Source organism: Mycobacterium sp. SMC-15, assembly GCF_045310925.1.
Taxonomy (GTDB): domain Bacteria; phylum Actinomycetota; class Actinomycetes; order Mycobacteriales; family Mycobacteriaceae; genus Mycobacterium.
Window position 1 is genome coordinate 1 of record NZ_JBJIAJ010000001.1, and the last position, 26963, is coordinate 26963.

Here is a 26963-nt window from a genome sequence, read left to right on the forward strand (position 1 = left end):
GGCAGGAGACCTTCACCCATCAACGACTCTTACAGCGTGTCGTCACACTTTCTCAACCAACCTGCCTGGGCAGTACAGCTAGGTGACCAGCGCGACAGAGTTGGCCCGGCGCAGCTTGCCCGACGGAGTCTTGGGGATGCTGCCCGGCCCAAGCACCACGACGTTGCGGGGCCGCATGTCGACCTCGGTCACCACCTCGTGGGCGACCTGGTGCTCGATACGGCGCACCTCGACCGGGTCCTGCCAGGCATTGGACTCCACCGCCACCGCGAACGTCTCCCGGGAGTGCCCGGCGTCCAGGCGCACCGCGACCGCACAACCCGGGCGCACGCCCTCGACGCGGCCCGCGGCCCGCTCGATGTCGGTCGGGTAGATGTTGCGGCCCGCCATGATGATGACGTCCTTGACGCGGCCGCAGACCACGACGTGGCCGTCTTCCATCTGGTAGCCCAGGTCGCCGGTGTCATACCAACCGTGCTCGTCCTGCGCCGGCAGGAAGCCCGCCATGGTCAGGTAGCCCGGCGTCACCGGCTCACCGCGCAGCTGGATCACTCCGACCCCGCGCGGCGGCAACGAATTGCCGTGCTCGTCGACGATCCGGATCTCGATGCCCTCCAACAGCGGCCCCAGCGAGGCCAGTCGGCGGGTGTTGCCCTTGGTGGCCGGCACCGCCTGGCGCAGCGCGGCCAGCAGGTCGGCGTCGATCTCGTCGACCACCAGGCCCGCATTGCACTTGGAGAAGGACACCGCCAGCACCGTCTCGGCCATGCCGTAGGCCGGCAGGATGGCGGTCGGGTTCAGCCCGAACGGCCTACCGGCGTCGATCAGGTCCTCGACGTCGGCCGGCTCCACCGGCTCGGCACCCGAGAGCGCGAACCGCAGCGTGGACAGGTCGAACTGCCCCGGCGTGGCCTGCTTGCGCAGCCGCTTGGCGAACAGCGCGTAGGCGAAGTTCGGGGCCGCGGTCATGGTGCCCTTGTACTTGTCGATCAGCTTGGCCCACAGCAGGGTGTCGCGCAGGAAGTCCATCGGGGTGATCTTGACCAGCTCGGCGCCGAAGTACATCGGCACGGTGAGGAACCCGATCATGCCCATGTCGTGGAAGCACGGCAGCCAGCTGACCATGACGTCCTTTTCGACGTCGTACTCGGCGCTGATGAACATCGCCTCGGCGTTCGAGTAGATGTTGCGGTGGGTGATCTGCACGGCCTTCGGCGAACCGGTCGATCCCGACGTCAGCTGCATCAGCGCCAGATCGTCCTCACCGGCTTCCTCCGGGTCGATCGGCTCGGCGGCCAGCAGGTCAGCGACCGTGACGACCTTCAGGCCCTTCTCTTCCAGCACCGGGGCTGCCGGCATGAACGGGTCGGAGATGATGACGGCCTTGGCGTCGATCATGTCGACGACGGTCATGGTGTCCTCGGCCCACACCGCCAGGTCGGTGCGCGGGGTCGGCTGGTGCAGCATGGTCAGGCTCGCCGCGCGCATCCACACGCCCTGGGCGGTGGGGGCGATTTCCACCGGGGCACCGGCCAGCACCCCGACCGCGTCGCCCGGGCCTACGCCGGCCGCGGCCAGCCCGCCGGCGATACGCCGGGCGCGTTCATGGACCTCGGCCCAGGTGTGCCGGACGGGCGTGTGCGGCTCACCCGTCACCATGCCCTTCGACGACTCCCGGGCACTGCGGAACATGTTGTCGGTAAACCTGCTCACGACGGCCTCCTAGCCGGCACCAGTACATTCCATACGGGCTCAGATTTCATGTTCCACCTGCTTTAGACCACATCGCGAGAGGCACACGCACACAATTCGGTGGCGGTTAGATCTCGATACCGTAATGCGCGGCCCACCAGAACGGAGAGCGTCTGGCTGGCAGGGTTGTCCTGGCCGCGAATAGTCACCGCGGGCCATCTTAAACTCCTCTTAATCCACGGGCAAATCTATCCCGCGGATCGGCTGCTCGATCAGGCCCCGCTCACCGACGACGGCACCACGCGAGCGCCATAGACCGGGCCGCTGGCCACCCGCACCGCCCGCCCCGCGCCGAGCGCCGACAGTTCGACGGCGACGTCGGCCGCCGACTGCGCCGAGGAACACAAGAACGCACACGTCGGGCCGGAGCCGGACACCACACCGGCCAGGGCACCCGCCTCTACCCCGGCGCGCAAGGTGCGGCGCAAGCCCGAGTTGAGACTGACGGCTGCGGCCTGCAGGTCATTGCCGAGCAATCCGGCCAGCCGCTCTGGATCACCGGCGGCCAACGCCGCCAGCACCGGCTCGGGCTCACCCGACTCCGGCAGCTTGCGCCCGGTTTCGCGCAACCGGTCCAGTTCACCGAAGACCGCCGGCGTCGACAGCCCACGGTCGGCGAACGCCAGCACCCAGTGGAAGGTCTCACGGGTGAGCACCGTCGCCAGCTCCTCGCCGCGTCCGGTACCCAACGCGGTGCCGCCGTGCAGCGCGAACGGCACGTCGCTGCCCAGCTTGGCGGCCAGCGAGTGCAGGTCGCGGCGCGGCACGCCGAGCTCCCACAGCACGTTCATGCCGACCAGCACCGCCGCGGCGTCGGCGCTGCCGCCGGCCATGCCGCCGGCCACCGGAATGGACTTGTCGATGCTGATCGCCACGTCCGGAGCCCGGCCCACGTACTCGGCCATCAGCTCGGCGGCCTGCCACGCCAGGTTGCGCTCATCGGTGGGCAGCACATCGGCGCCCTCGCCGCTGACCCGCAGCGACAGCACGTCGGCGTCGCGGACAGTCACCTCGTCGACCAACGAAACCGCGTGGAACACGGTGGTCAGCTCGTGGTAACCGTCATCTCGACGGTCACCGACGGCCAGGTAGAGGTTGAGCTTGCCCGGTACCCGCACCGTCACCGAACCGGTCGGGGACCACTCGGTGGCGGTATTGCCGTCGGATGCGGTCACGCCGATGAGACTATCGGGCTACAGCGGCTCCGAGGGGCCGTAGTACCCCGGGCTCGGGCCAGGAGTGCCTACCCGATCAGGAGAACAGGTCGGAGAAGTCGGCGCTGATCGAGCTGAAGGCGTTCATCAGGACCTCCACCTCGAACCCGCCGGCCATGGTGACCAACCCGGTGGTGGCGGCCAGCGGCATGCCGATCGCGTTCAGCAGATCTCCCGACATCAGTTCGTTGAAGAACAGGCTCGCGGAGTAGGCCGGCAGCGTGGTGATCAGCGAATTGATGATGTCGGCGGTCGGCAACAGCGTCGCGTACAAGGTCGCCGCGGCGCTGCTGAAGGTGTTGACGATCTCCGTCAGACTCGGCAGCGAGAAGTCCGCGGGGCCGCCACTGAAGTCGAACAGGTCAGACGCGCCGCCGGACCCGATGTTCTGCAGGTCGGCGATGAAGTCGTTCCAACCCTGCTCGGCACCGTTGACCAGTGCGGTCAGCACGTCCATCGGGTTGACGTCGGGGAACACCCCGAACGGCGTGGAGATGTCCGCCGGGCCCTGGTCCCAGCCGTGCTCGATGTTGCCGTAGCCGAGGTTGATCAGCACCCGCAGGGCCGGCTGCAACAGGTCGGCAAACGCGTTGCCGAATGCGTTGCCGCGCAACAGCTCCAGCAGCGGCAGATTCTCGGTGGGGATCATGAAGTACTGGTTGTTGCCGGTGTAGTCGCCGGAGGTGTCCAGCTCGATGGCCGTCGCCAGCTGGGCGTCGGTCAGTGTCGGGTAGGTGCCGTGGATGAACATGATGCCCAGGAAGGCGTTGATGTCGGCCAGGAAGTTCAGCGGGTACTTCGGGAAGTCCGCGAAGCCGTCGTATTCCTGGATGTAATTGACTGTCTCCCATGGCGTCTCAGACGGGGCACCCCCGCTGAACGTGACGCCGAGGGCGGGCAGGCTGAGCGGAACCCCGGGGACGTCGAAGCGGGCCAGCAGGCCGCCGTTGGGGTTGGCCGGGCTGCCCAGCGTCACGAAGGACAGCTCGTCGGAGGTCGGGCGCTCGTCCTCGGGCAGCGCCAGCAGCTGGTCCATGACCAGCCCGTTGATCACACCACTCTGCGAATACCCTAGTACGACAAGGTCATTGCCCTTGCCAACCTCTTCCATGATCTTCTGGTACAAGATGGTGGAGCCCTGGGCCAGCGAGGTGTCCAGCGGCAGCGTCTTCACACCGGTCAGCGGGTAGAGACCCTCCGGGGTGAACAACGGGTTGGTGGCGTCCACGTGGAAAGTGGGCTGACCGTCGAACTTCGGGGTCGCAGGCGAGATGAACCGATCGGTCAGGGCGGCCAGGTACTGCGGCGGCGGGATCGGCAGTCCGCTGCCGCCCATGATCCACGACTCGGTGTCCAGCAGGGTCGTCTGGGCGACCACCGTCTTGGCGGTCGCGGCCAGGGTGGGCGCCACCACGGGTGCGACACCGAGGGCGGCAATGGCGGCCAGGGTCAGAGGCACGGCACCGATGGAACTCAGGTTGCGATGGGACAGAGTTGTCATGACGGCCTCCCTGGATGCTGCTGCAATAGGTCGATTATTCATCTCGCACCAGCGAAATGTCATCGCTTTTTTGTAATTCGATCATGCTACTCTCAGTTTTCTGCGAGGTAGCTGTGCGCGCCCTAATCTGAGGTCATGAACGCAGCCGGCGACTACGGCGGCTACCTGATCGAGCGCGAGATCGGCCGCGGCGGGCACGCCGGGGTCTATTTGGCCCACCACCACGGCGCCCCTGACGTGCCCGTGGCACTGAAGGTCCTCGACGAGGCGCACCGCTCCCCCGCCGAGCAGGCCCGGCTGGATCGCGAGTTCGCGTTCGCGGGCGCCCTCAAGCACCCCAACATCGTCGCGGTGTACCGGCACGGCCCGTTCTGGCTGGCCATGCAGTACGTCGACGGCGGCAAAGTGACCGGTCTGCGCTCGCTCGACGATCGCCTGGCGGCGCTGACCCAGATCGCCGGCGCGCTCGACTACGCACACCGTCGCGGCATCGTGCACTGTGACGTCAAACCCGCCAACATCCTGATCCACGCCGACTTCGGCCGGGCCGGGGCGGTGCTGACCGATTTCGGAGCGGCCCACGCCGTCGTCGAAGACGTGTGGCACCGGGCCCGACATTCCGAAAACCCCGAAGTCTCATTGCCCTACACCGCACCGGAGATCCTGCAGGGCAAGGCGCCGTCGGCAGCCACCGACGAATACGCCTTGGCCTGCACGGCGGTCGAGCTGTTTACCGGAGCGCCGCCCTTCCCCGCTCAGTGCGCAGCCGATCTGGCCGATGCGCACCTGCGGCTGCTACCGCCGCCGCTGTCCGACACGCTCGGTCCGGCGGCGCGGGCCGCCGATGTGGTGGTGCAACGTGCGCTGGCGAAGTTTCCGGCGCGCCGCTACGAGTCCTGCGCCGATTTCGTCGAAGAGTTGTCCCGCGCGCTGGTCTCGCACGCCGGGCCCGCCAAAGCCGCCGAGACCTGAAGCAGCCGCACGAAGTCCGCGATCGCCAGCGTCTCGCCGCGACTCATCGGATCGATGCCCGCCGCCTCCAACAGCTCGGCAGCCCGCGCGCCCGAGCCGGCCCAGTCGGCGATCGCGTTGCGGGCGGTCTTGCGGCGCTGGGCGAATGCGACGTCGATCAGCCTGAAGACCTGCCGGCGAAACGCGTCGTCGACCGGCCACGGGGCGGCCTCGTGGCGGTCGATGCGCACCAGCCCGGAATTCACTCGCGGCACCGGCCAGAACACGCTGGGCGGCACCGTGCCGCAGCGGCGCACCGCGCCGAAGAACCGTGCCTTGGCGCTGGGCACCCCGTAGTCCTTGCCACCCGGCTCGGCCGCCAGCCGCTCGGCCACCTCCAACTGCACCATGACCGTGACGGTGCGAATGGAGTCGAACTCCGACAGCAGGTGCAGCAGCGCCGGGACCGCCACGTTGTAGGGCAAATTCGCCACCACCGCCGTCGGCGCGGTCGCCACCCCGTCGCGGCGCAGGGTCAAGACGTCGGCGCCGAGCACCTCCAACCGGGGCGCGTCGGCGGGCGCGTGTTCGGCGATGGTCTGCGGCAACCGGGTGGCCAGCACCGGATCCTTTTCGACGGCGATCACCGTCGGGCCGTGTTCGAGCAGCGCCAGGGTCAGCGAGCCGAGCCCAGGCCCGACTTCCAGGACATGGTCGTCGGCGGTGATACCGGCGCCGTCCACAATCCGGCGCACGGTGTTCGCGTCGTGAACGAAGTTCTGTCCCAGCGATTTCCGGGGCCGCAGGTCGAGTTCATTCGCCAGGGCCCTGATGTCACCGGCCCCGAGTAGCCCGATGGTCAGCGTCTCCCGCTGCACACCGGCCAGGCGCCCCAGCCCTGCCGGGCCTGGGTGACCTCTGCGATCGCGATCTGCTCTTCGCGGGTCGCCATATCCGCGCGCGGTGCGTATTTCAGACCGCCGTTGGCCACCCAGGTGCCGTAGTCGAACTGCACGCCGCCATAGAAGCCGTTGCCGGTGTTGATCGCCCAGTTTCCGTGCGACTCGCAGTTGGCGATGCGGTCCCAGGCTGCGCCGTACACCGACGGCGGCACCTCGGTGCCGGGCTTGGCGCCGACCCGCAGCACCGAGTCGCGGGCCGGGGCCACTACCGCGTTGGCGACCGGCAGGCGGCCGGTCTCGGCGCCGTTGACGGTGGCCACCGAGTAGGTCACGTCTTGGGTGCCCGGAGTCCCCGGGTCCTCGACGACCTGCCGGCTGATGTTCAGCGCCGGGTCTTCGATGCGACGGGCGGGCGGGGGAAGCGGCACCCGCTCGGTGACCTGCTTGACCCGGATTCGCGTCACCTGGATCGCCATGCCCTCGGTGATCGGAGTCGACGCGGCCGGGATGACCTTGTCGGCCTGCTCCAGCGGGGCGCCGTCGGCGGCCAGCAGTTCGCCGACATTTGGCGCGGCCAGGTGCACCGTGCGCACCACACCTCCGTCGTCGAGCGTGACGGTCTTGGCACTGACGACCGGCAGCGCCATCCCGGCCAGCGGGACCCGGCTGCCGCGCGATGCCGCGGCGGGGGCGGTGTCGGTCATCGACAGCTGCGCCAGCGCTTCGTCCACCGACAGCGCCGTCGTCCACACCTGCTGGGGCTCGCGCCCGTCCAGGGACACCTGCAGTGGCCGGCCGCGACGGACCATGATCGTGTCGGAGTCGTTCACCCGGGCGGTGCGCGCGGGGCTCACATCATCGCGCTCGCCGAGGTTGAAGCCGTTCTCGGCGACGACGTCGATGACCCGCGACCGCATGGTGGTGACGGTGATCGGCGTTCCGTCAACGTCCAACGTCACGGTCTTGACGCTGGCGACCGCGAAGCCGCCGGCAAAGGTCAGCACCAGTAGTAAAGCGCCGACCAGAAGCCGCAGCATCGGCGATGGCGCCTGGTGCAGCCTGGTCAAAGCGTTCAAGTCAGAAAACCTCACGACGTTGAATACACAGCAAAGGGGCAGTGGCTCTGCCCCCCAGGTTCGATAACGGAACGGTAACGAACCTACCGGCGGTCGGCAACCGAATGTGACCTGCTCGACCTTCAGTCCAGCCCGTACACACGCCGGGCGTTGCGGTTCGTCACCTGCGCCAGCTCCTCCGCCGATGTTCCCAACAGCTCAGCCAGCGCCCTGACAGTGTATGGCAGACAGTAGGGCTCGTTCGGTGCACCGCGGTACGGATGGGGAGTCAAGAACGGCGCGTCGGTCTCCACCAACAGCTGCGCCTCCGGTATCAATGCCGCCGCTTCCCGCAGGTCACGCGCATTTTTGAAGCTGACCGTGCCGGACAGGCTCAGTATCCAGCCGGCGTCGACGCAGGTGTGAGCCATCGCGGGGCCCGACGAGAAACAGTGGAAGATCACCGTCTCGGGAGCGCCTTCGGCGCGCAGCACATCGAGCACGGCGGCGTCGGCGTCGCGGTTGTGGATCATCAGCGGTTTGCCCGTGCGTTTGGCCAGGTCGATATGCCAGGCGAAGGCCTCGCGCTGGGTCTGCGGGTCCGCGCAGCCCTCCAAGCGCCCGGGCCAATACAGGTCCATGCCGGTCTCCCCGACCGCCACCACCCGCGGGTGGGCGGCCAGCGCCTCGATCTCGGTGCGGGCCGCCTCGCTCAGGGTGCCGGCCCGGGTCGGATGCAGCGCGACCGCCGCATAGACCCGATCGTCGGCGTCGGCGGCCTCGGTCGCCCAGCGAGCCGACGCCAGGTCGTCGGCCACGGTCACCGCCGCCTGCACCCCGACCGCGGCGGCCCGATCCATGATCGCGCGCACCGACGAGGCGTCGGAGGCGCCGCAGGCATCGAGGTGGGTGTGGGCGTCGACCAGCGGACTGAGCTCCTGCGGTGCGGGCGGCGGAGTTTTGCCTGATCGTTTCGAGCTCACCCGCACACAATAGGGTGAACGGTGATGAAGCCTTTCTACCTCACCACCGCGATCACCTACCCCAACGGTGACCCGCATATCGGCCACGCCTACGAGTACATCGCCACCGACGCGATCGCCCGATTCCATCGGCTCGACGGATTCGACGTGCGGTATCTGACCGGCACCGACGAGCACGGGCTGAAGATGGCCGAGACCGCCGCCGCCGAGGGCATTCCGACCGCAGAGCTGGCGCGGCGCAACTCCGATGTGTTCGAGGCGCTGCAGCGCAAACTCAACATCTCCTTCGACCGGTTCATCCGCACCACCGACGCCGATCACCTGGAGGCCTCCAAGGCGATCTGGCAGCGCATGGTCGACGCCGGTGACATCTATCTGGACGCCTACTCCGGCTGGTACTCCGTGCGCGACGAGCGGTTCTTCACCGAGGGCGAGACCCGGCTGACGCAGGACGGCTCGCGGGTGGCCAACGAAACCGGGGCGCCGGTCACCTGGACCGAGGAGCAGACCTACTTCTTCCGGCTCTCGGCCTATGCCGACCGGTTGCTGGCGCACTACCAGGCGAATCCGGACTTCATCGCCCCCGAGGTGCGCCGCAACGAGGTGGTCAGCTTCGTCTCCGGCGGGCTGCGGGACCTGTCCATCTCGCGCACCTCGTTCGACTGGGGCGTGCCGGTTCCCGGGCACCCGGACCACGTCATGTACGTCTGGGTGGATGCGCTGACCAACTACCTGACCGGCGTCGGCTACCCCGACACCGACTCGCCAATCTTCAAGCGGTACTGGCCCGCCGATCTGCACATGATCGGCAAGGACATCATCCGGTTCCACACCGTGTACTGGCCCGCCTTTCTGATGTCGGCAGGAATCGAGTTGCCGCGCAGGGTTTTTGCGCACGGCTTCCTGCTCAACAGCGGCGAGAAGATGAGCAAGTCGGTGGGCAACGTGATCGACCCGGTCGAGTTCGTCGACAAGTACGGCGTGGATCAGGTGCGCTTCTTCCTGCTGCGCGAGATCCCGTTCGGCCAGGACGGCAGCATCTCCGACGAGGCGATGATCGGCCGGGTCAATGCCGATTTGGCCAACGAACTGGGCAATCTGGCGCAGCGCTCGCTGTCGATGGTGGCCAAGAACCTCGACGGGGTGGTGCCCGAGCCGACCGCCCAGGCCGCCGACGGCGAGGAACTGCTGGCACTGGCCGACGCGCTGCTGGAGAAGATGCGGGCGGCGTTCGGCACGCAGTCCATGCACGTGGGACTGGAAGCGATCTGGCAGATGCTGGGCGCAGCCAACCGGTACTTCTCGGCCAACGAGCCGTGGAAGCTCGCCAAGAGCGAGTCAGCGGCCGATCAGGCCCGCTTCGGCACGGTTTTGTACACCACGCTGGAGTCGGTGCGAATCGCGGCGCTGCTGCTGCAGCCGGTGATGCCCGAATCGGCGGGCAAGCTGCTGGACCTGCTGGGCCAGACCGATGAGCAGCGGATGTTCACCGCCGTGCCCGAGCGCCTGGTGCCCGGGCTTTCGCTCCCGGCGCCGTCCGGGGTGTTTCCGCGCTACCAACCCTGAACGTGACGGCGGTCCCGTGATCTGGGCCACAAGCTGTCACATCTGGCAGCCGTGCGGTGTCTTGAGGGCATAACCCTTGAGAGACAGGAGCACCTCATGACCCGCATCCAAGTTGTCATCATCGGCGGCGGCTACGCCGGCACCCTGGCCGCCAACCGGCTGCGCCAGCACCCCGACGTCGACATCACCCTGGTCAACCCGCGCCCGGCATTCGTCGAGCGGATCCGGTTGCACCAGTACGTCGCCGGCACCGGGACGGCCACCATCGACTACCCCGAACTGCTCGGCGACGGAGTCCGGCTGCTGGTCGACTCGGCCACCCGGATCGACGCCGCCGACCGGCGCATCCAGCTGGCATCGGGCACCGTCCTGCGCTACGACTTCCTCATCTATGCGGTGGGCAGCACCGGGGCGATCACCCCGGCGGTTCCCGGTGCCGCCGAATTCGCCTACTCGATCAGCGAATTGGAGCACGCGACCCGGCTGCTGGCGCGCCTGACCGCGGTGGCGCCGGATGCCCCGGTGACCGTGGTGGGCGGTGGACTGACCGGAATCGAAGCGGCCTCCGAACTGGCCGGTCAAGGTCGGCCGGTGACCCTGGTCTGCGGCGAGATGCTGGGACCGTCACTGCACGCGGCGGGCCGGCGCTCGGTGGCCAAGGCACTGCGCAAACTGGGTGTCGACCTGCGCGAGGGCGCGGTCGTCGCCGAAGTACGCGCCGACGCTCTGGTGCTGCGTGACGGCACCGTGCTGCCCAGCGCGGTGACGGTCTGGACGGCGGGCTTCGGCGTGCCGGACCTGGCCGCAGCCAGTGGCCTGGCCACCGACGCGTTGGGCCGACTGCTCACCGACGACACCCTGACCAGTGTCGACAACCCGTGGATCATGGCGGCCGGGGATGCCGTCGCCCCCTCGGGCCAGCCGCTGCGGATGAGCTGCCAGGCCGCCCTGCCGCTGGGCGCCCAAGCCGCCAACACGGTGTTGGCCCGCATCGCCGGCACCTCACCGGTCGCGCTGGACCAGGCGTTCGTGTCGCAGTGCATCAGTGTGGGGCGCGATGCGGCGACCGTGCAGTTGTCGCGCCGCGACGACACCCCGATCAAGGCGTTCATCGGCGGCCGCCTTGGCGCCGTGGTCAAGGAGTCGATCTGCAAGTACACGGTGAAGTGGATTCGGGGCGAGGCCGCCAAGCCGGGCTCGTACCGTTGGATGAAGGGCGGCGCCCGGGCGGCCCAGGCCGCACAGGGCCAATCGGAACGGGGGGCTGCGGTGTGAGAAGCGAACACGCCCAACGGTTCACCGAGCTCCGGCCGCTGCTGTTCACCATCGCCTACGAGATCCTGGGCTCGGCAACCGAATCCGACGACGTCTTGCAGGACAGCTACCTGCGCTGGGCCGAGGTCGATCTGGCCGAGGTCCGCGACGTCAAGGCCTACCTGGCCAGCCTGGTCACCCGTCAGGCGCTCAACGCGCTGCGGGCCGGGGCCCGACGCCGCGAGGAGTACGTGGGGCCGTGGCTGCCCGAGCCGCTGCTGCTCACCGAGCACGATCCCTCGGCCGATGTCGTACTGGCCGAGTCGGTCTCGATGGCGATGCTGGTGGTGCTGGAGACGCTGCGTCCCGAGGAGCGGGCGGTGTTCGTGCTGCGCGAAGTGTTCGGCTTCGACTATGACGAGATCGCGGCCGCGGTCGGCAAATCTGCGGCCGCGGCCCGTCAGGTCGCGCACCGGGCCCGCAGCCACGTCCAGGCCCGCCGGCCGCGCTACGCCCCGGTGGACCCGGAGGAGAGCGCACGGGTCACCGCGGAGTTCATGACCGCGGCGGCGGGCGGCGACCTCACCACGGTGCTGTCGATGCTGGCCCCCGACGTGGTGTGGACCGCTGACAGCGGCGGCAAGGCCAGCGCGGCCCGACGGCCCGTCGTCGGAGCCGACAAGGTCGCCCGCACCGTCATCGGGCTGCTGCGGCAGGGGGCACAGATGCCCGACGTGCGGGTGGACATGGGCGTCTGCAACTCCGCGCCCGCGGTGCTGCTCTACAGCGCCGACCGCCTGGAGGGCGTGTTCACCGTCGAGATCGTCGACGGGCTGATCACGAACTTCTACGCGATGCGCAACCCGGACAAGCTGGCGGCGGTGGCGGCCGCCCGCGAGATCACCCGCGGCGCTGACGTCTGACAAGCTAGTGCCGTGCGGATCGAGCGTCTCGGCGACTTGGGTGCGGCACCGGAGGTGCTGCGCGCGGTCGGCGATGCCACCGACCGACATGGGCTGCCGTCGCCGGCCGCGCTGACCGGCGAGTGGTTCGGCGCACGGGCGGTGATCGCGCCCAGCGTGGCCGTCGAGCCGGTCGGCCCCGGCGAGGTCTTTGACGTGCCGAATAGCCCCGCCCTTGGTGCGCAGTCCGGCGTGGTGGGTGGCGGCTGGATCGGCTATCTGTCCTACCCCGATGCCGGCGCCGACGGCCTGGGCCCCCGCATCCCCGAGGCTGCCGGCGGCTGGACCGACTGTGTGCTGCGCCAAGACCACGACGAGCAGTGGTGGTTCGAAAGCCTGTCCGGCGCGGCGATGCCGAGCTGGCTGGCCGAGGCGCTGACGACTCCCGCCCCGGCCCGGGGATGCCGGATCTACTGGGAGACCCCGGACCGGCAGGCGCACCGCGCCGGCGTGCTGGCCTGCCTGGAGGCCATCCGCTCCGGCGAGGTGTATCAGGCCTGCGTGTGCACCCGCTTCACCGGAACCGTCACGGGTGCCCCGCTGGACTTCTTCGCCGACGCCGTGGCGCGCACCTCGCCGGCGCGTGCCGCCTATGTCGCGGGTGACTGGGGCGCGGTGGCCTCGCTGTCACCGGAGCTGTTCCTGCGCCGCCGCGGTCAGGTCGTGGACTCCAGCCCGATCAAGGGCACCCTGCCGCTGTACGCCCGCCCGTCGGCGCTGCGCGCGTCGACCAAGGATGTCGCGGAGAACATCATGATCGTCGATCTGGTCCGCAACGACCTGGGCCGCGTAGCGATCACCGGCACCGTCACCGTGCCCGAACTGTTGGCGGTGCGGCCCGCCCCGGGTGTGTGGCATCTGGTGTCGACCGTCTCGGCCCGGGTGCCCGAGCAGCTGGCGATGGCCGAGTTGCTGGACGCGACATTCCCGCCCGCGTCGGTAACCGGCACTCCCAAACACCGTGCCCGCCAGCTGCTTTCGGAGTGGGAATCGTCGCGGCGCGGCACCTACTGCGGCACGGTGGGGCTGGCGTCACCGGTGGCCGGTTGCGAACTCAACGTCGCGATCCGCACCGTGGAGTTCGACGCCGCCGGCGGTGCGGTGCTGGGGGTCGGCGGCGGAATCACCGCGGACTCCGACGTCGACGCCGAGTGGCAGGAGTGCCTGCACAAGGCCGCCCCGATCGTCGCCGACGGTCAGTCCCGGGAACGCAGCACCGCGTCGTAAAGCTCGCGTCGCGACACCGCGGCCGACACGTCGGCGATCACCTGCGCGCAGGCGTCCTTGACCCGCATCCCCTCAGCCGCCAGCCTGTTGACCTCGTCCACCAATGTCGCCAGGTCCGCGCGCGGGGTCGCCCCGGCCAACACCACGGTGATCTCCCCCAGCACGCCGTCGACCGCCCAGTCGGCCAGCTCGGCCAGCGTCCCGCGCAGCACCTCTTCGTGGGTCTTGGTCAGTTCCCGGCACACCACCGCGCGCCTTTCGCCGCCGAGCTCGTCGACGGCGTCACGCAGGCAGTCGGCCAACCGCCGCGGCGACTCGAAGAACACACAGGTGCGCCGTTCGTCGGCCAGCGCGGCCAGCCACGCCCGGCGGGCCGCCTGCTTGCGGGGCGCGAAACCCTCGAAGCAGAACCGCTCCGAGGCCAACCCGGACACCGCCAGCGCGGTCGTCACCGCCGACGGGCCGGGCAGGCAGGTCACCGGCAGCCCGGCCTCGGCGCATGCGGACACCAGGCGGTAACCCGGGTCGCTGATCAGCGGCATCCCGGCGTCGCTGACCACCAGCACGGTGGCCCCGGCCTCGAGATCGGCAAGCAGCGTGGGCACCCGCGACGCCTCGTTGGCGTCGAACAGACTGACCACCCGGCCGCCGATCTGCACGTCGAGGGCCTTGGCCAGCGTGCGCACCCGCCGGGTGTCCTCGGCGGCCACGACGTCGGCGGTGCTCAGCGCTTCGACCAGCCGCGGGGAGGCGTCGGCGGGCTGGCCCAGCGGGGTGGCACCCAGCAGCAATCGACCATCGGGCATGGCGCACAGCCTACGATCGTCGGAATGAGCGCTCCGACCGCTACCAGGCTCGCGGCCGCGCCGGAGCGCACCGCTCCGGTGATCAGCCCGGGGCTGCTGGTGCCGGTCGCCGATTTCGGGCCGACCGACCGGGCCCGGGGCTGGGCGGTGACCGCGGCGGTGACGCTGCTGGCCGCGGTGACGCGGTTCTCGAACCTGTACACACCGACCGACGCCGGCACCCCGATCTTCGACGAGAAGCACTACGCGCCGCAGGCCTGGCAGATGCTGCACAACCATGGCGTCGAGGACAATCCCGGCTACGGCCTGGTGGTGCATCCGCCGGTGGGCAAACAGCTGATCGCGATCGGCGAGGCGCTGTTCGGCTACAACGGGCTGGGCTGGCGGTTCACAAGCGCGCTGCTCGGGGTGCTGGCGATAGCGCTGTTGGTGCGGATCGTGCGGCGCATGACCCGCTCGACGCTGGCCGGCGGGATCGCCGGACTGCTGCTGGTGGGCGACGGGGTCAGTTTCGTCGCGGCGCGCACCGCGCTGCTGGACGGTTTCCTGACGTTCTTCGTGGTGGCCGCGTTCGGGGCGCTGATCGTCGACCGCGACCAGGTGCGCATGCGGATGCACACCGTGCTGACCGACGGTCGGTGCGGCGCGACACCCTGGGGCCCTCGGCTGGGAGTGCGCTGGTGGCGTTTCGGCGCCGGGGTGTTGCTCGGGTTGGCCTGCGCCACCAAATGGTCCGGCCTGTACTTCGTGGTGTTCTTCGGCGCGATGTCGCTCGCGTTCGACGTGGCCGCGCGACGGCAGTACCGGGTGCGGCGGCCGTGGCTGGGCACGCTGCGCCGCGACGTCGGCCCCACCGCCTACGCCATGGTGCTCATCCCGTTCGCGGTGTACCTGGCGTCCTATGCGCCGTGGTTCGCCTCGGAGACCGGCGTGGACCGCCACGAAGTCGGCCAGTCAATCGGGTTCGAGAGTCGGTTTCCGATTCCCGATGCGCTGCGCTCGCTGTGGCACTACACCTACCAGGCGTATCACTTCCACGCCGGACTGACGAACGCCGCGGGCAATCACCACCCCTGGGAGTCCAAGCCGTGGACGTGGCCGATGTCGCTGCGCCCGGTGCTCTATGCGATCGACCAGCACGACGTGCCCGGCTGCGGAGCGCAGTCCTGCGTCAAAGCGGTGATGCTGGTCGGCACCCCGGCGATGTGGTGGCTGGCCGTGCCGGTGCTGGGCTACGCGCTGTGGCGCTCCCTGGTGCGCCACGACTGGCGCTACGCCGCGGCGCTGGTGGGCTACTGCGCGGGCTGGCTGCCCTGGTTCGCCGACATCGGGCGGCAGATGTACTTCTTCTACGCGGTGCCGATGGCCCCGTTCCTGGCGATGCTGCTGGCCCTGATCTGCGTCGACATCGTCAACGACGGGAGAACCCGTACCGAGGAGCGCTGGGCGCTCGGGCTGCTGGCGGTGTCCGGCTACCTGGCGCTGGTGCTGACCAACTTCGCCTGGCTGTATCCGATTCTGACCGGGGTGCCGATCTCCCCCGTCACCTGGAACATGGAGATCTGGCTGCCCAGCTGGTCTTAGGGCATCTCGACGAATCGAACTGATGTGCGATACGCTGCGTTCGTGGCGATACCGGTACAGGAGTCGCTGTTCGACCTCAGCGAACGCCGACAGCTCGGTGACGGTGCCTGGCTCGACGTTCGTCCGGGCTGGCTGTCCGAGGAAAGCAGCGAACTGGTCAGCGAGCTGCAATCGGCCATCCCCTGGCGGTCCGAACGCCGCCGAATGTATGACCGGGTGCTCGACGTCCCCAGGCTGGTGAGCTTCCACGACCTGGCGACCAGTGATGCGCCGCACCCGGCGATCGCCAAGCTGCGTCGCCGGCTCAATGACATCTACGCCGGGGAACTCGGCGAGCCGTTCACCACGGTGGGGCTCTGCCTATACCGCCACGGAGGCGACAGCGTGGCCTGGCACGGCGACACCATCGGCCGCGGCGCCAGTCAGGACACCATGGTCGCGATCGTCAGCGTCGGCGCCACCCGCACCCTGGCCCTTCGGCCGCGCGGCGGCGGCCCCGGCCTGCGATTGGCGCAACACCACGGCGACCTGGTGGTGATGGGGGGCTCGTGTCAGCGGACGTGGGAGCACTCGATCCCCAAGACGGCCATGCCCACCGGCCCGCGGATCAGCATTCAGTTCCGCCCGCGCGGCGTGCGATAGCTCAACGGACGGATCCGCTAGTTGCGTATCGCGTCCACCGCGGCCACCAACAGCTCACGGGCCCGGGCGGTGTCGACCGGTGCGACGGGCTTGCCCGGCTGCACCAGGGGGTTGGCGGTGACAAGCACCTGGTAGGGGCCGAAGTAGGCCGAGTAGTTGTAGAGCTCACCGACGCGGGACTTGCCGGCGGCGACGGCCTCGATCACCCGGTGCACGCCCAGCGTCTTCACCCCGTCGATGTGCGGCGCCTCCACCGTCTCGATCAATCCGCGCATCTGGCCACCTGAGAAGCCGATCCGTCGGCAGGTACGTCCCGGTTCGCTGACCGGAACCGGCTCGGAGGTCTCCAAGGCGATGGTGATGAACCGGTTGCCCTGGCCTTCGGCGGCGACGGCGGCCATGTTGCCCTGCACGCCCTGCGGCAGTTGCTGACTGATGGCGAACTTCGAGCAGTCAGCCGGGTCGAAGGTCAGGCCCGGGGGCAGCGCGGTGCCCGCCAGCAGCTTGGGATCGATCCCGGTGCGCGAGATGGCCTTGGCCTCGAAATCCGGGCCGAACGAAGACTTGAGATCAACCACCTTGCTGATGTCGGCGGAAACCTCGGCGGGGCTGGAGCTGCAGGCGGCGAGCAGGCAGACACAGCCGATAGCCAGCACCGCGCGAAGGGTCAACATCGCAGCCAATTTACCCAACGCGACCTGGGCCGTTGGCAGCGGTTACCCCACGGCTTGGATCGCTTGGCGGCCAACCTCTTTAATCTGATCGGCGGTCGCACGGTCGAACGGCAGCTGGTCCTCGCCGGGAACATCGAGGACGGTGGTGACAACGCCCGGGTCGTCGCGCTCCCAGAAGGCGCCCAGATGATCAAGGATGGCGCGCATGGGCGCATTCTCCGAGAGCACCCGCGCGGTGAACTTCTCGATGCCCTCGAGCCGCGCGATCACCGCCACCGCCCCCATCAGGTAGGTGCCGATGCCGCGGCCCTGGTAGCTGTCGCCGACGATGAACGCGACCTCGGCGAAGGTCGGGTTGTCGGGATCGCGGACGAATCGCCCGTCGGCGACGAACGAGCCGTCGGGCTCAGTGATGACCCACACGAAGTGGTCGACGTAGTCGACCTCGAACAGGTAGTGCATCAGGGCCGGACTCGGGGTCCGGGTGGTCTGGAACCGCCGGTAGAGCGTCTCGCCGGAGAATTCGACATGGCCCGAGACGGTTCGCGCGCTGTCGCCGGGCAACACCGGCCGCAACAGCAGCTCGGTGCCGTCGCGGGCCCGGATCGGGACGGCGGAAAGATAGGCCGCCAGCCGCTGGCGCGCGATACGCACCAGCCGACCCATGACCTCGGGCACATGCACCATCGCGTGGAAGGCCTGCTCGTCACCGATCCAGCCGGTCAGCGGCGTCGAGGTGGTGACGGTCGCCGTTCGCAGACCCTTGCGCAGCAGCGCGATCTCACCGACCACCATGCCGGACGTCACTTCGTTGACTACCACGGTGCCGTCGTCGCCGATATGCTTGACCTGGGCTGATCCCGACGAGATCAGGAGGAACGACAGCGCCTGCTCGCCTTGCCGCATCAGTTCGGCACCGGCGGGGGCCTGCAGGGGCCGCAACCCGGCGGCCAGCGGCGCCAGATCAGCCGCGGAGCACCCGGCGAAGATCTCCATCTCGGCGAGGTCGGCGGCGGGTAGAGCTCCATCGGGTGCTGCGGAATCCGGGTCCCGCCGCGACATCACCATGGAAGTGCTCCGCCCCTTGTTCGCCAACCAAGGTTAACCGGTGCCCCGCGAATGTTAATGATTTAACAATGATGTAACGGCCAGGATTCGGCGTTAGCGATTCCGGCCGCTAGCCTGTGGCCGCTGACTGCGACACGCGAGGAAGAGATCATCCAATATGACCGAACTGAATCCGAAGCTGCACGACATCTACGACGAGGTGCTCCGGCGCAACCCCGGTGAGGCCGAGTTCCATCAGGCCGTTTTCGAGGTGCTCAGCAGCCTCGGCCCGGTGGTGACCAAGCACCCCGAGTACGTGGATCGCGCCGTCATCCGACGGATGTGCGAGCCCGAGCGCCAGATCATCTTCCGGGTGCCGTGGCTCGACGACAACGGCGACGTGCAGATCAACCGGGGTTTCCGGGTGGAGTTCAACTCGGCCCTGGGCCCCTTCAAGGGCGGCCTGCGCTTCCACCCGTCGGTGTACCTGGGGATCATCAAGTTCCTGGGCTTCGAGCAGATCTTCAAGAACTCCCTGACCGGTCTGCCCATCGGCGGCGGTAAGGGCGGGTCGGACTTCGACCCCAAGGGCCGCTCCGACAACGAGATCATGCGGTTCTGCCAGTCCTTCATGACCGAGCTCTACCGCCACCTGGGCGAGTACACCGACGTCCCGGCCGGTGACATCGGCGTGGGCGGTCGTGAGATCGGTTACCTGTTCGGCCAGTACAAGCGCATCACCAACCGCTACGAGTCGGGTGTGCTGACCGGCAAGGGCCTGAGCTGGGGCGGGTCGCAGGTCCGCACCGAGGCGACCGGTTACGGGGCGGTGTTCTTCGCCGACGAGATCCTCAAGACCTCCAAGGACTCCTTCGAGGGCAAGCGGGCCGTGGTCTCCGGTTCGGGCAACGTGGCGATCTACGCCATCGAGAAGATCCACCAGCTGGGCGGCACCGTGGTGGCCGCTTCGGACTCCAGCGGCTACATCGTCGACGAGAAGGGCATCGACCTGGAGCTGCTCAAGGAGATCAAAGAGGTCAAGCGCGAGCGGATCGAGGCCTACGCCAAGGCCCGCGGCGGGGCGACCCAGTTCGTCAGCGACGGCTCCATCTGGGACGTGGCCTGCCAGATCGCGATCCCCTCGGCCACCCAGAACGAGCTGGACGGCAACCACGCCGCCACGCTGGCCCGCAACGGCTGCAAGATCGTCGCCGAGGGTGCCAACATGCCGTGCACCCCGGAGGCGGTCAAGCTGTTCGGCGAGGCCGGTGTGACGGTGGCCCCGGGCAAGGCGGCCAACGCCGGTGGTGTGGCCACCAGCGCGCTGGAGATGCAGCAGAACGCGTCGCGGGACTCGTGGAGCTTCGAGTACACCGAGCAGCGGCTGGCGGCGATCATGCAGAGCATCCACCATCGCTGCCTGGTCACCGCCGACGAGTACGGCGCCCCCGGCAACTACGTGCTGGGCGCCAACATCGCCGGCTTCATCCAGGTCGCCGACGCGATGACCGCGCTGGGCCTGATCTAGCCTCTGTTGACTCTGCGTCCATGGCGGGGTGCACTCGCACTTCTCCGCCATGGACGCAGAGTCAACGTGCTTTTGACCCCTTATCGCTTAGCATCGCCGATATGAATCGGATTCTGGGTGCCGCCGTGTTCGTCGGGAGCGCCGCCATCGCCCTGCTCTGCAGCGCTCCGGCCTACGCCGACGACGCCAGCTATCTCGCGGCACTCGACGCCAACGGCGTCTTCAAGTCCGGTCCCCCCAACGCGCGCCTGTCGGCGGGACACCGGTTCTGCAGCCAACTGCGCGGCGGCTCCACCCCCGACCAGGTCGTCAACGATTACGTGCGCCGACCGTCGTTCGGCGGTCCGTCGATGGTCGACGATCTGACCGTCAACCTGCGCCCGGTGATCGACATCGCGCAGCACGAACTGTGCCCTGACACCCTGCACTGATTCGTCGGCCTAGCCGGCCTTGCGCTCGGCGGCCGCGATGAGTTTGCGCGTCAGCGTCCCGAGCACCACCCGCAGGACCAGCCAGTAGGCCATACCCACGACGCGCCAACGCGTCTCGTACCGCCCGCGCCACGTCACCTGGGTGCCCTCGGAGTCCTCGACGAAGGTCACCTCGGCCTGATAGTCGCGGATCGGGCCATCGGTGAGCATGGTGTAGCCGTGGCGGCCGGGTGGCTCGTGGATGGTGACCATCTCGCGGGTCGGCCGTTTCCGCCTCCCGACAGCGCGGATCGCCCCGACGCCACTATCGCCGGCCGGGCTCAGCGACTCCCATGTCGAGTACGGGATCAACGGCGCAGCCCACTTGGACCACCCGGCGCCGTCGGAGACGAGGGCGAACAGGGTCTGCGGCGTGGCCCTGGTGCGGCTGGAGATGACGCATTCGTAGCGGTGAACCATGGCCGACACGATAACAGAACCTTGTTCTATTATGAGGTGGTGCCAGCACCCCCTCCCCTGCCCTTCGCGCGCGCCCGCAACGAGGCGCAGCGCCAGGACCGGTTGACGCAGCTCACCGCCGCCACCCGCGCGCTGCTGACGCAGACCCGGGCCACCGCACTGACGCTGGGCGACGTGGCCGCGGCGGCCGGGCTGGCGAAGTCGGGCATCCTGCGCTACGCCGGGTCACGGGAGGCGCTGCTGCTGCGGGTGATGCATGAGGAGCACCTGGCCTGGATCGACGCGCTGACCGTCGAACTGCCGCACACCGCGCCGGCCACAGCCCTGGCTCACACGCTCGCCGCTCGCCCCGTCCTGTGCGACCTCATCGCGGCGTCACCGGCACTGATCGTCAAGCTCGGCCCCGACGAGATGCGGGTCCTGCTCGCCCAGGCCAGCGACGCGCAACGGCGTCTCGGTTCGGCGCTACAACCCTGGCTGCCGCTCTCCGACGACCAGCTCGGAACCCTGACCGCGGCGGTGCACGCCTTCACCGGCACCGCGTGGGCCTGGATGGACCCGGATGCCACCCGGCCAATGGTCACCGACTTCGAGTCGACCGTCCTACGGCTGCTGCAGATCTTCATCGCCGGGTTGGAGTCGACCAGCTGACCGGTCGAGTATCTCGTCGACCAGCGGGATGTCGACATCGCCGCCGGCAATCACCGCCGGCGCCCACAGGCCGGCGTCCAGGTCGTACTTCTCGGTGAGGAACCGCAGCCGATAGGCCTGTTGTGAGCGTTCGAATGTCTGCTGCGCGATACGGGCGTTGAGCCCACCATTGACCACCGCGCCCAGGATCGGAACCGCCTGCGCCAGCTTGCGTTTGGCCAGCCGGAATCCCAGCGCCATCCAGACCTGACTGATCACGTTGTCGGCCTGCTGCGGCTGCAGTTGGTGCCACGACTCCTGACGCATCATCTGCTGGGTCAATCGCGACAGCGAGGCCAAGGCTGCGGCCTTCTCCGCGGAGTTGCCGGCGGTGGAATAAGCGATGACCCCCGAGGCGAACGCCTGCTCGTCTGGCTCGCGAACGTCGTAACCGTAATGCGCCGCAACCAATGCCACGATCCGGCCCATACCCACCAGCACCGCGGTCACGTCGGCCACAACGGCCGACGCAGCGACCGGCAATGTGGTGCCGCCGGTCACCGCGCTCGACACCGCCGAACCCGTCACCGCCAGCGACGACGCCGCACCTTCGGCCACCGCCAAGACGACGTAGCGCTCCTTGCGGCGCGGGACCGAGCTATCGCAATGCTTCAGGTCGAGGTTCTTGACCTGCGCATAGGACTGCACGCTGATGCCTTCGTCGGCGAACATCGCGAAGACGTTGGCCGGCTTGACCGAATTGAGTCCACGCTCGACCAGCACGGTGTGCAGAGTTTCCAGGGCCTTGGTGGTGAGCTGGTCCACCTTGCCCATGGCCGCCGTGGCGCCCGGGACCTGTTCAACCCCGGAGCGGACTTGGGAAACCACGTCTTTGGCGCGATCCGCGATGCCCTGACTCAGGCCTTCAAACCACCGGGGCGATTCCGCGCCGGTGGCCGCGTCCAGCAGCGCGTCCCATTGCTTGCGCTCGTAGGCGGACATGTCCGGCCGGCCAGACTGAGCCACGTGGGAAATCCTACCGCTCACTGCCGTTCGAGGAGAGGGCGAAGATCAAGGCCCATCGGCGAATCAAGAGGGATCTCACCGGCCGCCACCACGGCCCGGGTCAGCGGGTGCAGCGCACGGATCAAGTCGTGCCGTTCGGTATCGGTCAGCGCGTCATAGCCCGCAGCGGCGAGCCGATCGGTTTGTTCTTCGATCTGCGCCTTGAGCCGGACGCCTTCCGCGGTGAGCCCGTCGGTTCCGGCAAGGCCCTTGTCGCGCAGTGCGTTCGCCAGCCGGTTCCATTCGTCATCGGTGAAGTCGCGGGCGACGGTGTAGGTATGGCGCGGGGTTCCCGAGGCCAGGGCGTGGAACACATGGGATTCGCGGCCCTCGACGCCGGCAGCCAGAAGAGCCGCGACATGGCCGTCGCCCCGGTGCTCACGCAGCACCGTGGCCGCGTGCCACAACCGCGCCAAGGGCTGTTCGGGCAGCGGAAGTGCATGATTCGCAGCACCCAGCACCCGGCCGGCGAGAGGCACCTCCGCCGCCGCTCGCGAGGCGAGCTCGGCGGCGCGGGCCACCTCGGGACCCTCCGCCAGATCCGCGAGCTGGCGCCGCAAGGCGGCGACGGCACCCACTTGGCGTGCCTGGAGGGCAGCTTCGGGCGGGGCGAAGCGCCACGCGGCCGGCAGCGCCTTGGCGACCCGTTCGAAAGAGAAGTTGTAGAACGCCGCATGCACGACTTCGGCGCCGACCGCACCCAGTGGCGCGGCACGGCCCGCGAAGTAGCCCATCCAGAATCCGCGATAGCCGGCGGCGTCGAGTGCGGCCAGGGGTTCCGGTGCGAAGTAGACGACCGCGTGCAGGGGCTCCAACAGCCGCCAGGCGTCCCGGGCGCTAGACACGTCGCCAACCGATTGTGCGGCGGCGCGAACTGACATGAACACGGTCTTACCACTACCTCGCTATCGCTACCTCCGCCGCCAGACCGCCTTCGAAATGACGTGTACGGAAAGTGACGGTACGGTTAACAAAAGGTGAACTGATGTTTGCCTGGTCCGTCAGAGCGTGTGTTGTTGTAAGCCGAAATCTAAGGATTACGCCCCCATGTCCACCCATCTGATCACCGGTTCGATCATCGGCATCGTCACCTTCGGCGCGGTTGCCTTCGCCGGCTTCTACAGTCCCCCGGTCGCCCGCGCCGACCTCCCCGCCAACTGCGATTCGCGTCCCTGGGGCTTTCTGGGCAGAGAAACGCGGGTGATCTGCGATTCGCCGATCCGGCCAGACGGCTACTGGACACGCAACCGGATCATCGGCATTCCCGCCCACTACGAGAACGCGACCAGTCGCTGTTCGAATCGCAGGTACTACAGCAACTGCACGTACTACCCCGGCGGCTGGGTCAGCACCCGGATATCAAGCCAAGACACCTACCAGGTCCGCGCCGACAATGTTCTCCCCGACGAACCCGGGCACATGCCCGACCCGGCGCCGCTGCCCCCTCCGCCCGAGAACTCCGCGCTCCCGGGCGGCTCCGGACCGGTATTGAGCAACCACATCACTCCTACCGGCCCCCAGGGCTGAGGGCTGAGACAAGCGACTTTGCGCAGATACACCTGAAGAAACCGGAAAGTGAACTAGCGTCCGCTCGGTGGGCATCGACATCGACGAGTCCGGCAACCCCCGAGTTACGGGGGTTGCAAGCTCAAATGGCGCCGCGCCGCCCCCAAGCCGCCGAAGAATTCTTCTGATCATCTCGATCTGTGCGATCGTCTGCGTGGTCGTCCTCGTTGCCATTGCCCTCGTAACAAACCGGGATACATCGTCCAAGAAGTCCACGCTCACATCGAGCTTTCCCAGCTCATCGCAATCCCCGCAGAAGAAGCTCAGCAGCCTGCCTGTCAAGGGCCGTGCCCCAAAAACCGACTACGACCGCGCGCTCTTCGGCTCCCCCTGGTCTGACGATGTCACCGTGGAGGGCGGCCACAACGGTTGCGATACCCGAGACGACATCCTGCGGCGCGACCTTAGCGGCGCAGGCTACCAACCGGGCAATTCCTGCGTCGTCCTCTCGGGCGTCCTGAACGACCCCTATACCGGCGAAGCCGTCCTGTACCAACACGAGCCCGAAGAGTTGAGCCCCATCCAGATCGACCACATCGTGCCGCTTTTGGATGCCTGGCAGAAGGGCGCCCAAGGCTGGGACGAGTTGACCCGCCGGAACTTCGCTAACGATCCCATCAACCTGCAAGCCACCACAGCGGCGGTGAATCAGGAAAAGGGTTCCGGTGACGCCGCCACCTGGCTACCAGACAACAAGTCCTACCGCTGCACCTACGCGGCACGCATCGTTGATGTGAAAACCAGATACGGACTATGGATCACCGCCGACGAGCACGAGACCTTGGCGTTCCTCCTCAACGACTGCAAAGCCGACGGAGCTACCAGCGCGCCGCCACCCGTGCCGACGAGCCGCAATGCCACGCCTTCACATTCAGCTCCGCCAGCTCACCGGCCGAGCCCACCTCCGCCACGAGCACCCCGCCCAGCCCCAGCCCCGACCTGCTATCGAAACGTCGATGGCGACTGCATCACTCGGCCAGGGGATTCACCGGCCGGAGCCAACGCACTCTGTCGCGACGGCACTTATTCCTTTTCGAGCCATCGTCCAGGCTCCTGCGCGCGCCACGGCGGTGTCGCCGAATGGCTGGACTAGCCCTGAAGCCTCCCCACGCCCTACCCCTGAGCCGGCAGTGCCGTCAATCGTGGATAGAGAATGGCCGGCCCCAACCATCGAGCGATGAAGCCGCGTAACGCGAGTCCGGTGCGCGGCACTTGTCCATGATCGGTCAACAGGGACTGCACCGTGCGTAGGGTCATCTCGGCGAGTTCACGTAGAGCAGCAGCATCGAAGCCGTGAAGCTTCCAGTCCACATCGAAACGGTGAAAAACAGATAGGCAGAACGTGATTGCCGTGTCGGAGGTCAGCGAGACGATGGCTTCGCCTTCATCTCGCCGGGTCAAGAGGCTTTCCAGCTGCGGATCACCGGAGAGGGTCTCAACTCCGAAGGAGACGCTTTCAACCACCGCGGCGACCGGGTCGTTGAGGCCGCTGACGTGGTCTGCAATCTGGTCGATGAATCCGTTGACCGAACGCATTGCACTGGCGATGAGCAGCGCGTCGGCATTGGGAAAATAGCGGTACACCGTCTGGCGCGTCACCCCGAGCCTGCGGGCGACGTCGGCTAGGCGCACCGCCGCTCCGCGCTCGGCGATCTCCTCGTCCACCGCACTCAGGATGCGCGAGATGGCTTCCTCGTCCGATGTGGGCGTCGAACCCGCCCAGCCTCGACTACGCATCGACGGTCACCAGCCGTTCGCTGGTGAACTCGATCGAAAGAGTTGTCGGACCCGTCATTCCGAGCACCGGTTTCCATGGGGCCGCACCCACGCGATGGGCGGCGGTGAGCCGGCGGGTGAGCACCGTCAGCGCTTCGGCCAGTTCCCGGCGTGCGAGGTTCGCCCCCAGGCAGTAATGCGCGCCGCCACCGAACGTCAGAATTGCGGGGACGTCCCTGCGCGCAATGTCGAAGCGGTCGGCATCGTCATAGATCGCTGGATCTCGGTTGGCGGCAAAAGTATTCGCCAGCACAAAAGTTCCTGCCGGGAACAGGTAGCCACCGAACTCGACATCGTCGACGGCGGTTCGCGGCACGATGCAGGCCGCCGGTGAGTGACGCATGCTCTCCTCGACCGCCTGCATCGCAAGTTCTGGATGGTCGCGCAGCCTCGCCCATTGATCCGGATGCTCGCAGAGCACCTGGACCGACGCCGCCAGTTGGTTCCGTGTCGTGTCCGTCCCCGCCATCAGGAAGCCGGCAACCAGCATGCGGAGTTCGTCGAGACTCAGACGCTCGCCTTCGCTTTCGGCGCGTATGAGCTCGGAGAGCAGGTCATCGGTCAGGTTGCCTCGGCGGGCGGCGACCATGTCGTCGACGTAGGCGTCGAGTTCGCTCCAGGCGCGCATGATCGCAGCTTCATCAAAGGTGGCATCCGGCTGGAAGTTGAAGGCCTTGAACACCTCCTCAGTCCAGTCCGCGAACAACTGCCAGTCCGCGCGCGGCGCACCGAGCAGCGCGCACATGATCGGCGTCGGGTAGGGACGGGCGATGTCGGCCACGACGTCACACCGCCCGGCGTCCATCACCCGATCAATCAGTCCGTTGACCACCTCGTGGATCGTGTCGTGGAGGCGCGATGTGGCGCGGGGGGTGAACGCCTTGGAAACCAGTTTGCGCAACCGAGTATGGGGTGGGCCGTCCAGGCCCAGGAGGCTGCTCGCCAGCTTGTCGAACAGCGGGCCCGACGTGATGCCCTGCGCGGCCAGAGTGATGCCGGGCGGCAGACGGAATCTGTTGTCGCGCAATATGTCGCGAGTCAATTCGTAAGACAGGATTTCCGGGCCCAGCGGTCCGATGGCGATGGGCGCGCGTGATCGCGCCAGCCGGAGGTCTTCGAGGATGTCGCGCGGAGTGGCCGTCAGGTCGTAATCGACGACGGGAAGTCCCGCGTCAAAGACGCTGGGGGCGGCGCGGTTCACAGCCATCGACATTCACGCCCTTCCGCTAGGCCGGCGTCGGCCTTGAGGAGACATAATTGCCAAAAGCGTATGACCATGACCCCCGATCCGTCAACGATTGAGGATATTTGCCCAGTTAGCCCCAGATATCGCCGATCATGGTCATACGCTGTGGAAGCAACTGTCCAGGTGGAGGCCACCGCCTGGG

The 26963-nt window shown here is 68.0% G+C and carries 26 protein-coding genes; 12 read left to right on the forward strand and 14 right to left on the reverse strand.

The features are described from left to right. Positions 1 to 78: 78 nt before the first annotated feature. From ACJH71_RS00005 to ACJH71_RS00015, 3 genes are all read right to left on the reverse strand, one after another. A complete protein-coding gene (locus ACJH71_RS00005; RefSeq protein ID WP_406756009.1) occupies positions 79 to 1713 on the reverse strand; it encodes a fatty acyl-AMP ligase in 1635 nt (544 codons plus the stop codon). A 251-nt stretch (positions 1714 to 1964) separates the two neighbouring features. Next, a complete protein-coding gene (locus ACJH71_RS00010) occupies positions 1965 to 2927 on the reverse strand; it encodes a 4-(cytidine 5'-diphospho)-2-C-methyl-D-erythritol kinase (protein WP_406756010.1) in 963 nt (320 codons plus the stop codon). Between the two features lie 76 nt (positions 2928 to 3003). Further along, entirely contained in the window at positions 3004 to 4467 is a 1464-nt protein-coding gene (locus ACJH71_RS00015; RefSeq protein WP_406756011.1) for a PE-PPE domain-containing protein, read from the reverse strand. Positions 4468 to 4602: 135 nt separating this feature from the next. Between ACJH71_RS00015 and ACJH71_RS00020 the strand changes: the two genes are divergently transcribed. Beyond that, positions 4603 to 5439: a serine/threonine-protein kinase gene (locus ACJH71_RS00020; RefSeq protein ID WP_406756012.1), complete on the forward strand. Its 837-nt coding sequence runs from the start codon at positions 4603 to 4605 to the stop codon at positions 5437 to 5439. Here the strand turns inward: ACJH71_RS00020 and rsmA are convergent. From rsmA to ACJH71_RS00035, 3 genes are all read right to left on the reverse strand, one after another. Next, positions 5355 to 6305 (reverse strand): 16S rRNA (adenine(1518)-N(6)/adenine(1519)-N(6))-dimethyltransferase RsmA, encoded by a 951-nt coding sequence (gene rsmA, locus ACJH71_RS00025; RefSeq protein ID WP_406756549.1) that lies wholly within the window; start codon positions 6303 to 6305, stop codon positions 5355 to 5357. The two genes, ACJH71_RS00020 and rsmA, sit on opposite strands and share 85 nt — an antisense overlap. After that, a complete protein-coding gene (locus ACJH71_RS00030) occupies positions 6278 to 7396 on the reverse strand; it encodes a transglycosylase family protein (protein WP_406756013.1) in 1119 nt (372 codons plus the stop codon). The genes rsmA and ACJH71_RS00030 overlap by 28 nt, the downstream gene beginning before the upstream one ends. A 122-nt stretch (positions 7397 to 7518) precedes the next feature. Then, positions 7519 to 8364 (reverse strand): TatD family hydrolase, encoded by an 846-nt coding sequence (locus tag ACJH71_RS00035; protein WP_406756014.1) that lies wholly within the window; start codon positions 8362 to 8364, stop codon positions 7519 to 7521. 18 nt (positions 8365 to 8382) lie between these two features. Here ACJH71_RS00035 and metG point away from each other — a divergent pair, with 18 nt between their 5' ends. The 4 genes from metG to ACJH71_RS00055 all read left to right on the forward strand — a co-directional run bounded on the left by metG (position 8383) and on the right by ACJH71_RS00055 (position 13367). After that, positions 8383 to 9924, forward strand: a complete 1542-nt coding sequence (gene metG / locus ACJH71_RS00040) for a methionine--tRNA ligase (protein ID WP_406756015.1) — start codon at positions 8383 to 8385, stop codon at positions 9922 to 9924. A 96-nt stretch (positions 9925 to 10020) separates the two neighbouring features. Beyond that, positions 10021 to 11199 carry an NAD(P)/FAD-dependent oxidoreductase gene (locus tag ACJH71_RS00045; RefSeq protein ID WP_406756016.1) on the forward strand — a complete coding sequence of 393 codons (1179 nt, stop codon included), beginning with the start codon at positions 10021 to 10023 and terminating at the stop codon, positions 11197 to 11199. After that, positions 11196 to 12101 (forward strand): RNA polymerase sigma-70 factor, encoded by a 906-nt coding sequence (locus ACJH71_RS00050; protein WP_406756017.1) that lies wholly within the window; start codon positions 11196 to 11198, stop codon positions 12099 to 12101. Before ACJH71_RS00045 ends, ACJH71_RS00050 begins: the two co-directional genes overlap by 4 nt. 12 nt (positions 12102 to 12113) lie before the next feature. Then, the gene (locus ACJH71_RS00055) at positions 12114 to 13367 is read left to right on the forward strand and encodes an aminodeoxychorismate synthase component I (protein ID WP_406756018.1); all 1254 of its coding nucleotides are present in this window, start codon (positions 12114 to 12116) and stop codon (positions 13365 to 13367) included. On the opposite strand, the gene rsmI is transcribed toward ACJH71_RS00055, so the two are convergent. After that, complete coding sequence (gene rsmI, locus ACJH71_RS00060; RefSeq protein WP_406756019.1) at positions 13337 to 14173, reverse strand: 16S rRNA (cytidine(1402)-2'-O)-methyltransferase; 837 nt, start codon at positions 14171 to 14173, stop codon at positions 13337 to 13339. The two genes, ACJH71_RS00055 and rsmI, sit on opposite strands and share 31 nt — an antisense overlap. A 24-nt stretch (positions 14174 to 14197) precedes the next feature. On the opposite strand from rsmI, the gene ACJH71_RS00065 reads away from it, so the two are divergent. Both ACJH71_RS00065 and ACJH71_RS00070 read left to right on the forward strand, forming a co-directional pair. After that, a complete protein-coding gene (locus tag ACJH71_RS00065; protein WP_406756020.1) occupies positions 14198 to 15757 on the forward strand; it encodes a dolichyl-phosphate-mannose--protein mannosyltransferase in 1560 nt (519 codons plus the stop codon). 42 nt (positions 15758 to 15799) lie between these two features. Continuing rightward, on the forward strand, positions 15800 to 16399 hold the full coding sequence (locus ACJH71_RS00070) for an alpha-ketoglutarate-dependent dioxygenase AlkB (protein WP_406756021.1): 600 nt from the start codon (positions 15800 to 15802) through the stop codon (positions 16397 to 16399). A 17-nt stretch (positions 16400 to 16416) separates the two neighbouring features. Here ACJH71_RS00070 and ACJH71_RS00075 read toward each other — a convergent pair whose 3' ends face one another. Together ACJH71_RS00075 and ACJH71_RS00080 are read right to left on the reverse strand one after the other, a co-directional pair. Then, positions 16417 to 17073, reverse strand: a complete 657-nt coding sequence (locus tag ACJH71_RS00075) for a DUF5642 family protein (RefSeq protein ID WP_406756022.1) — start codon at positions 17071 to 17073, stop codon at positions 16417 to 16419. Between the two features lie 42 nt (positions 17074 to 17115). Then, complete coding sequence (locus ACJH71_RS00080) at positions 17116 to 18141, reverse strand: GNAT family N-acetyltransferase (protein WP_406756023.1); 1026 nt, start codon at positions 18139 to 18141, stop codon at positions 17116 to 17118. A gap of 157 nt (positions 18142 to 18298) precedes the next feature. On the opposite strand from ACJH71_RS00080, the gene gdhA reads away from it, so the two are divergent. Together gdhA and ACJH71_RS00090 are read left to right on the forward strand one after the other, a co-directional pair. Further along, positions 18299 to 19648 carry an NADP-specific glutamate dehydrogenase gene (gene gdhA, locus ACJH71_RS00085; protein ID WP_406756024.1) on the forward strand — a complete coding sequence of 450 codons (1350 nt, stop codon included), beginning with the start codon at positions 18299 to 18301 and terminating at the stop codon, positions 19646 to 19648. Positions 19649 to 19749: 101 nt separating this feature from the next. Continuing rightward, positions 19750 to 20079, forward strand: a complete 330-nt coding sequence (locus tag ACJH71_RS00090) for a DUF732 domain-containing protein (RefSeq protein ID WP_406756025.1) — start codon at positions 19750 to 19752, stop codon at positions 20077 to 20079. Between the two features lie 9 nt (positions 20080 to 20088). Here the strand turns inward: ACJH71_RS00090 and ACJH71_RS00095 are convergent, their stop codons facing one another. Next, entirely contained in the window at positions 20089 to 20538 is a 450-nt protein-coding gene (locus tag ACJH71_RS00095) for an SRPBCC family protein (RefSeq protein WP_406756550.1), read from the reverse strand. A gap of 39 nt (positions 20539 to 20577) precedes the next feature. Between ACJH71_RS00095 and ACJH71_RS00100 the strand changes: the two genes are divergently transcribed. Beyond that, the gene (locus ACJH71_RS00100; RefSeq protein WP_406756026.1) at positions 20578 to 21189 is read left to right on the forward strand and encodes a TetR/AcrR family transcriptional regulator; all 612 of its coding nucleotides are present in this window, start codon (positions 20578 to 20580) and stop codon (positions 21187 to 21189) included. On the opposite strand, the gene ACJH71_RS00105 is transcribed toward ACJH71_RS00100, so the two are convergent. After that, complete coding sequence (locus tag ACJH71_RS00105) at positions 21142 to 22194, reverse strand: EcsC family protein (protein ID WP_406756027.1); 1053 nt, start codon at positions 22192 to 22194, stop codon at positions 21142 to 21144. The genes ACJH71_RS00100 and ACJH71_RS00105 overlap by 48 nt on opposite strands. Positions 22195 to 22211: 17 nt before the next feature. Next, positions 22212 to 23114: an SCO6745 family protein gene (locus ACJH71_RS00110; protein WP_406756028.1), complete on the reverse strand. Its 903-nt coding sequence runs from the start codon at positions 23112 to 23114 to the stop codon at positions 22212 to 22214. Positions 23115 to 23280: 166 nt separating this feature from the next. On the opposite strand from ACJH71_RS00110, the gene ACJH71_RS00115 reads away from it, so the two are divergent. Together ACJH71_RS00115 and ACJH71_RS00120 are read left to right on the forward strand one after the other, a co-directional pair. Further along, the gene (locus tag ACJH71_RS00115) at positions 23281 to 23760 is read left to right on the forward strand and encodes a hypothetical protein (RefSeq protein WP_406756029.1); all 480 of its coding nucleotides are present in this window, start codon (positions 23281 to 23283) and stop codon (positions 23758 to 23760) included. A gap of 67 nt (positions 23761 to 23827) precedes the next feature. Continuing rightward, positions 23828 to 24892: a DUF1524 domain-containing protein gene (locus ACJH71_RS00120; protein ID WP_406756030.1), complete on the forward strand. Its 1065-nt coding sequence runs from the start codon at positions 23828 to 23830 to the stop codon at positions 24890 to 24892. Between the two features lie 20 nt (positions 24893 to 24912). Here the strand turns inward: ACJH71_RS00120 and ACJH71_RS00125 are convergent, their stop codons facing one another. Further along, positions 24913 to 25536 carry a TetR/AcrR family transcriptional regulator gene (locus ACJH71_RS00125; RefSeq protein ID WP_406756031.1) on the reverse strand — a complete coding sequence of 208 codons (624 nt, stop codon included), beginning with the start codon at positions 25534 to 25536 and terminating at the stop codon, positions 24913 to 24915. Further along, on the reverse strand, positions 25529 to 26782 hold the full coding sequence (locus ACJH71_RS00130; protein ID WP_406756551.1) for a cytochrome P450: 1254 nt from the start codon (positions 26780 to 26782) through the stop codon (positions 25529 to 25531). The genes ACJH71_RS00125 and ACJH71_RS00130 overlap by 8 nt, the downstream gene beginning before the upstream one ends. Between the last annotated feature and the right edge of the window lie 181 nt (positions 26783 to 26963).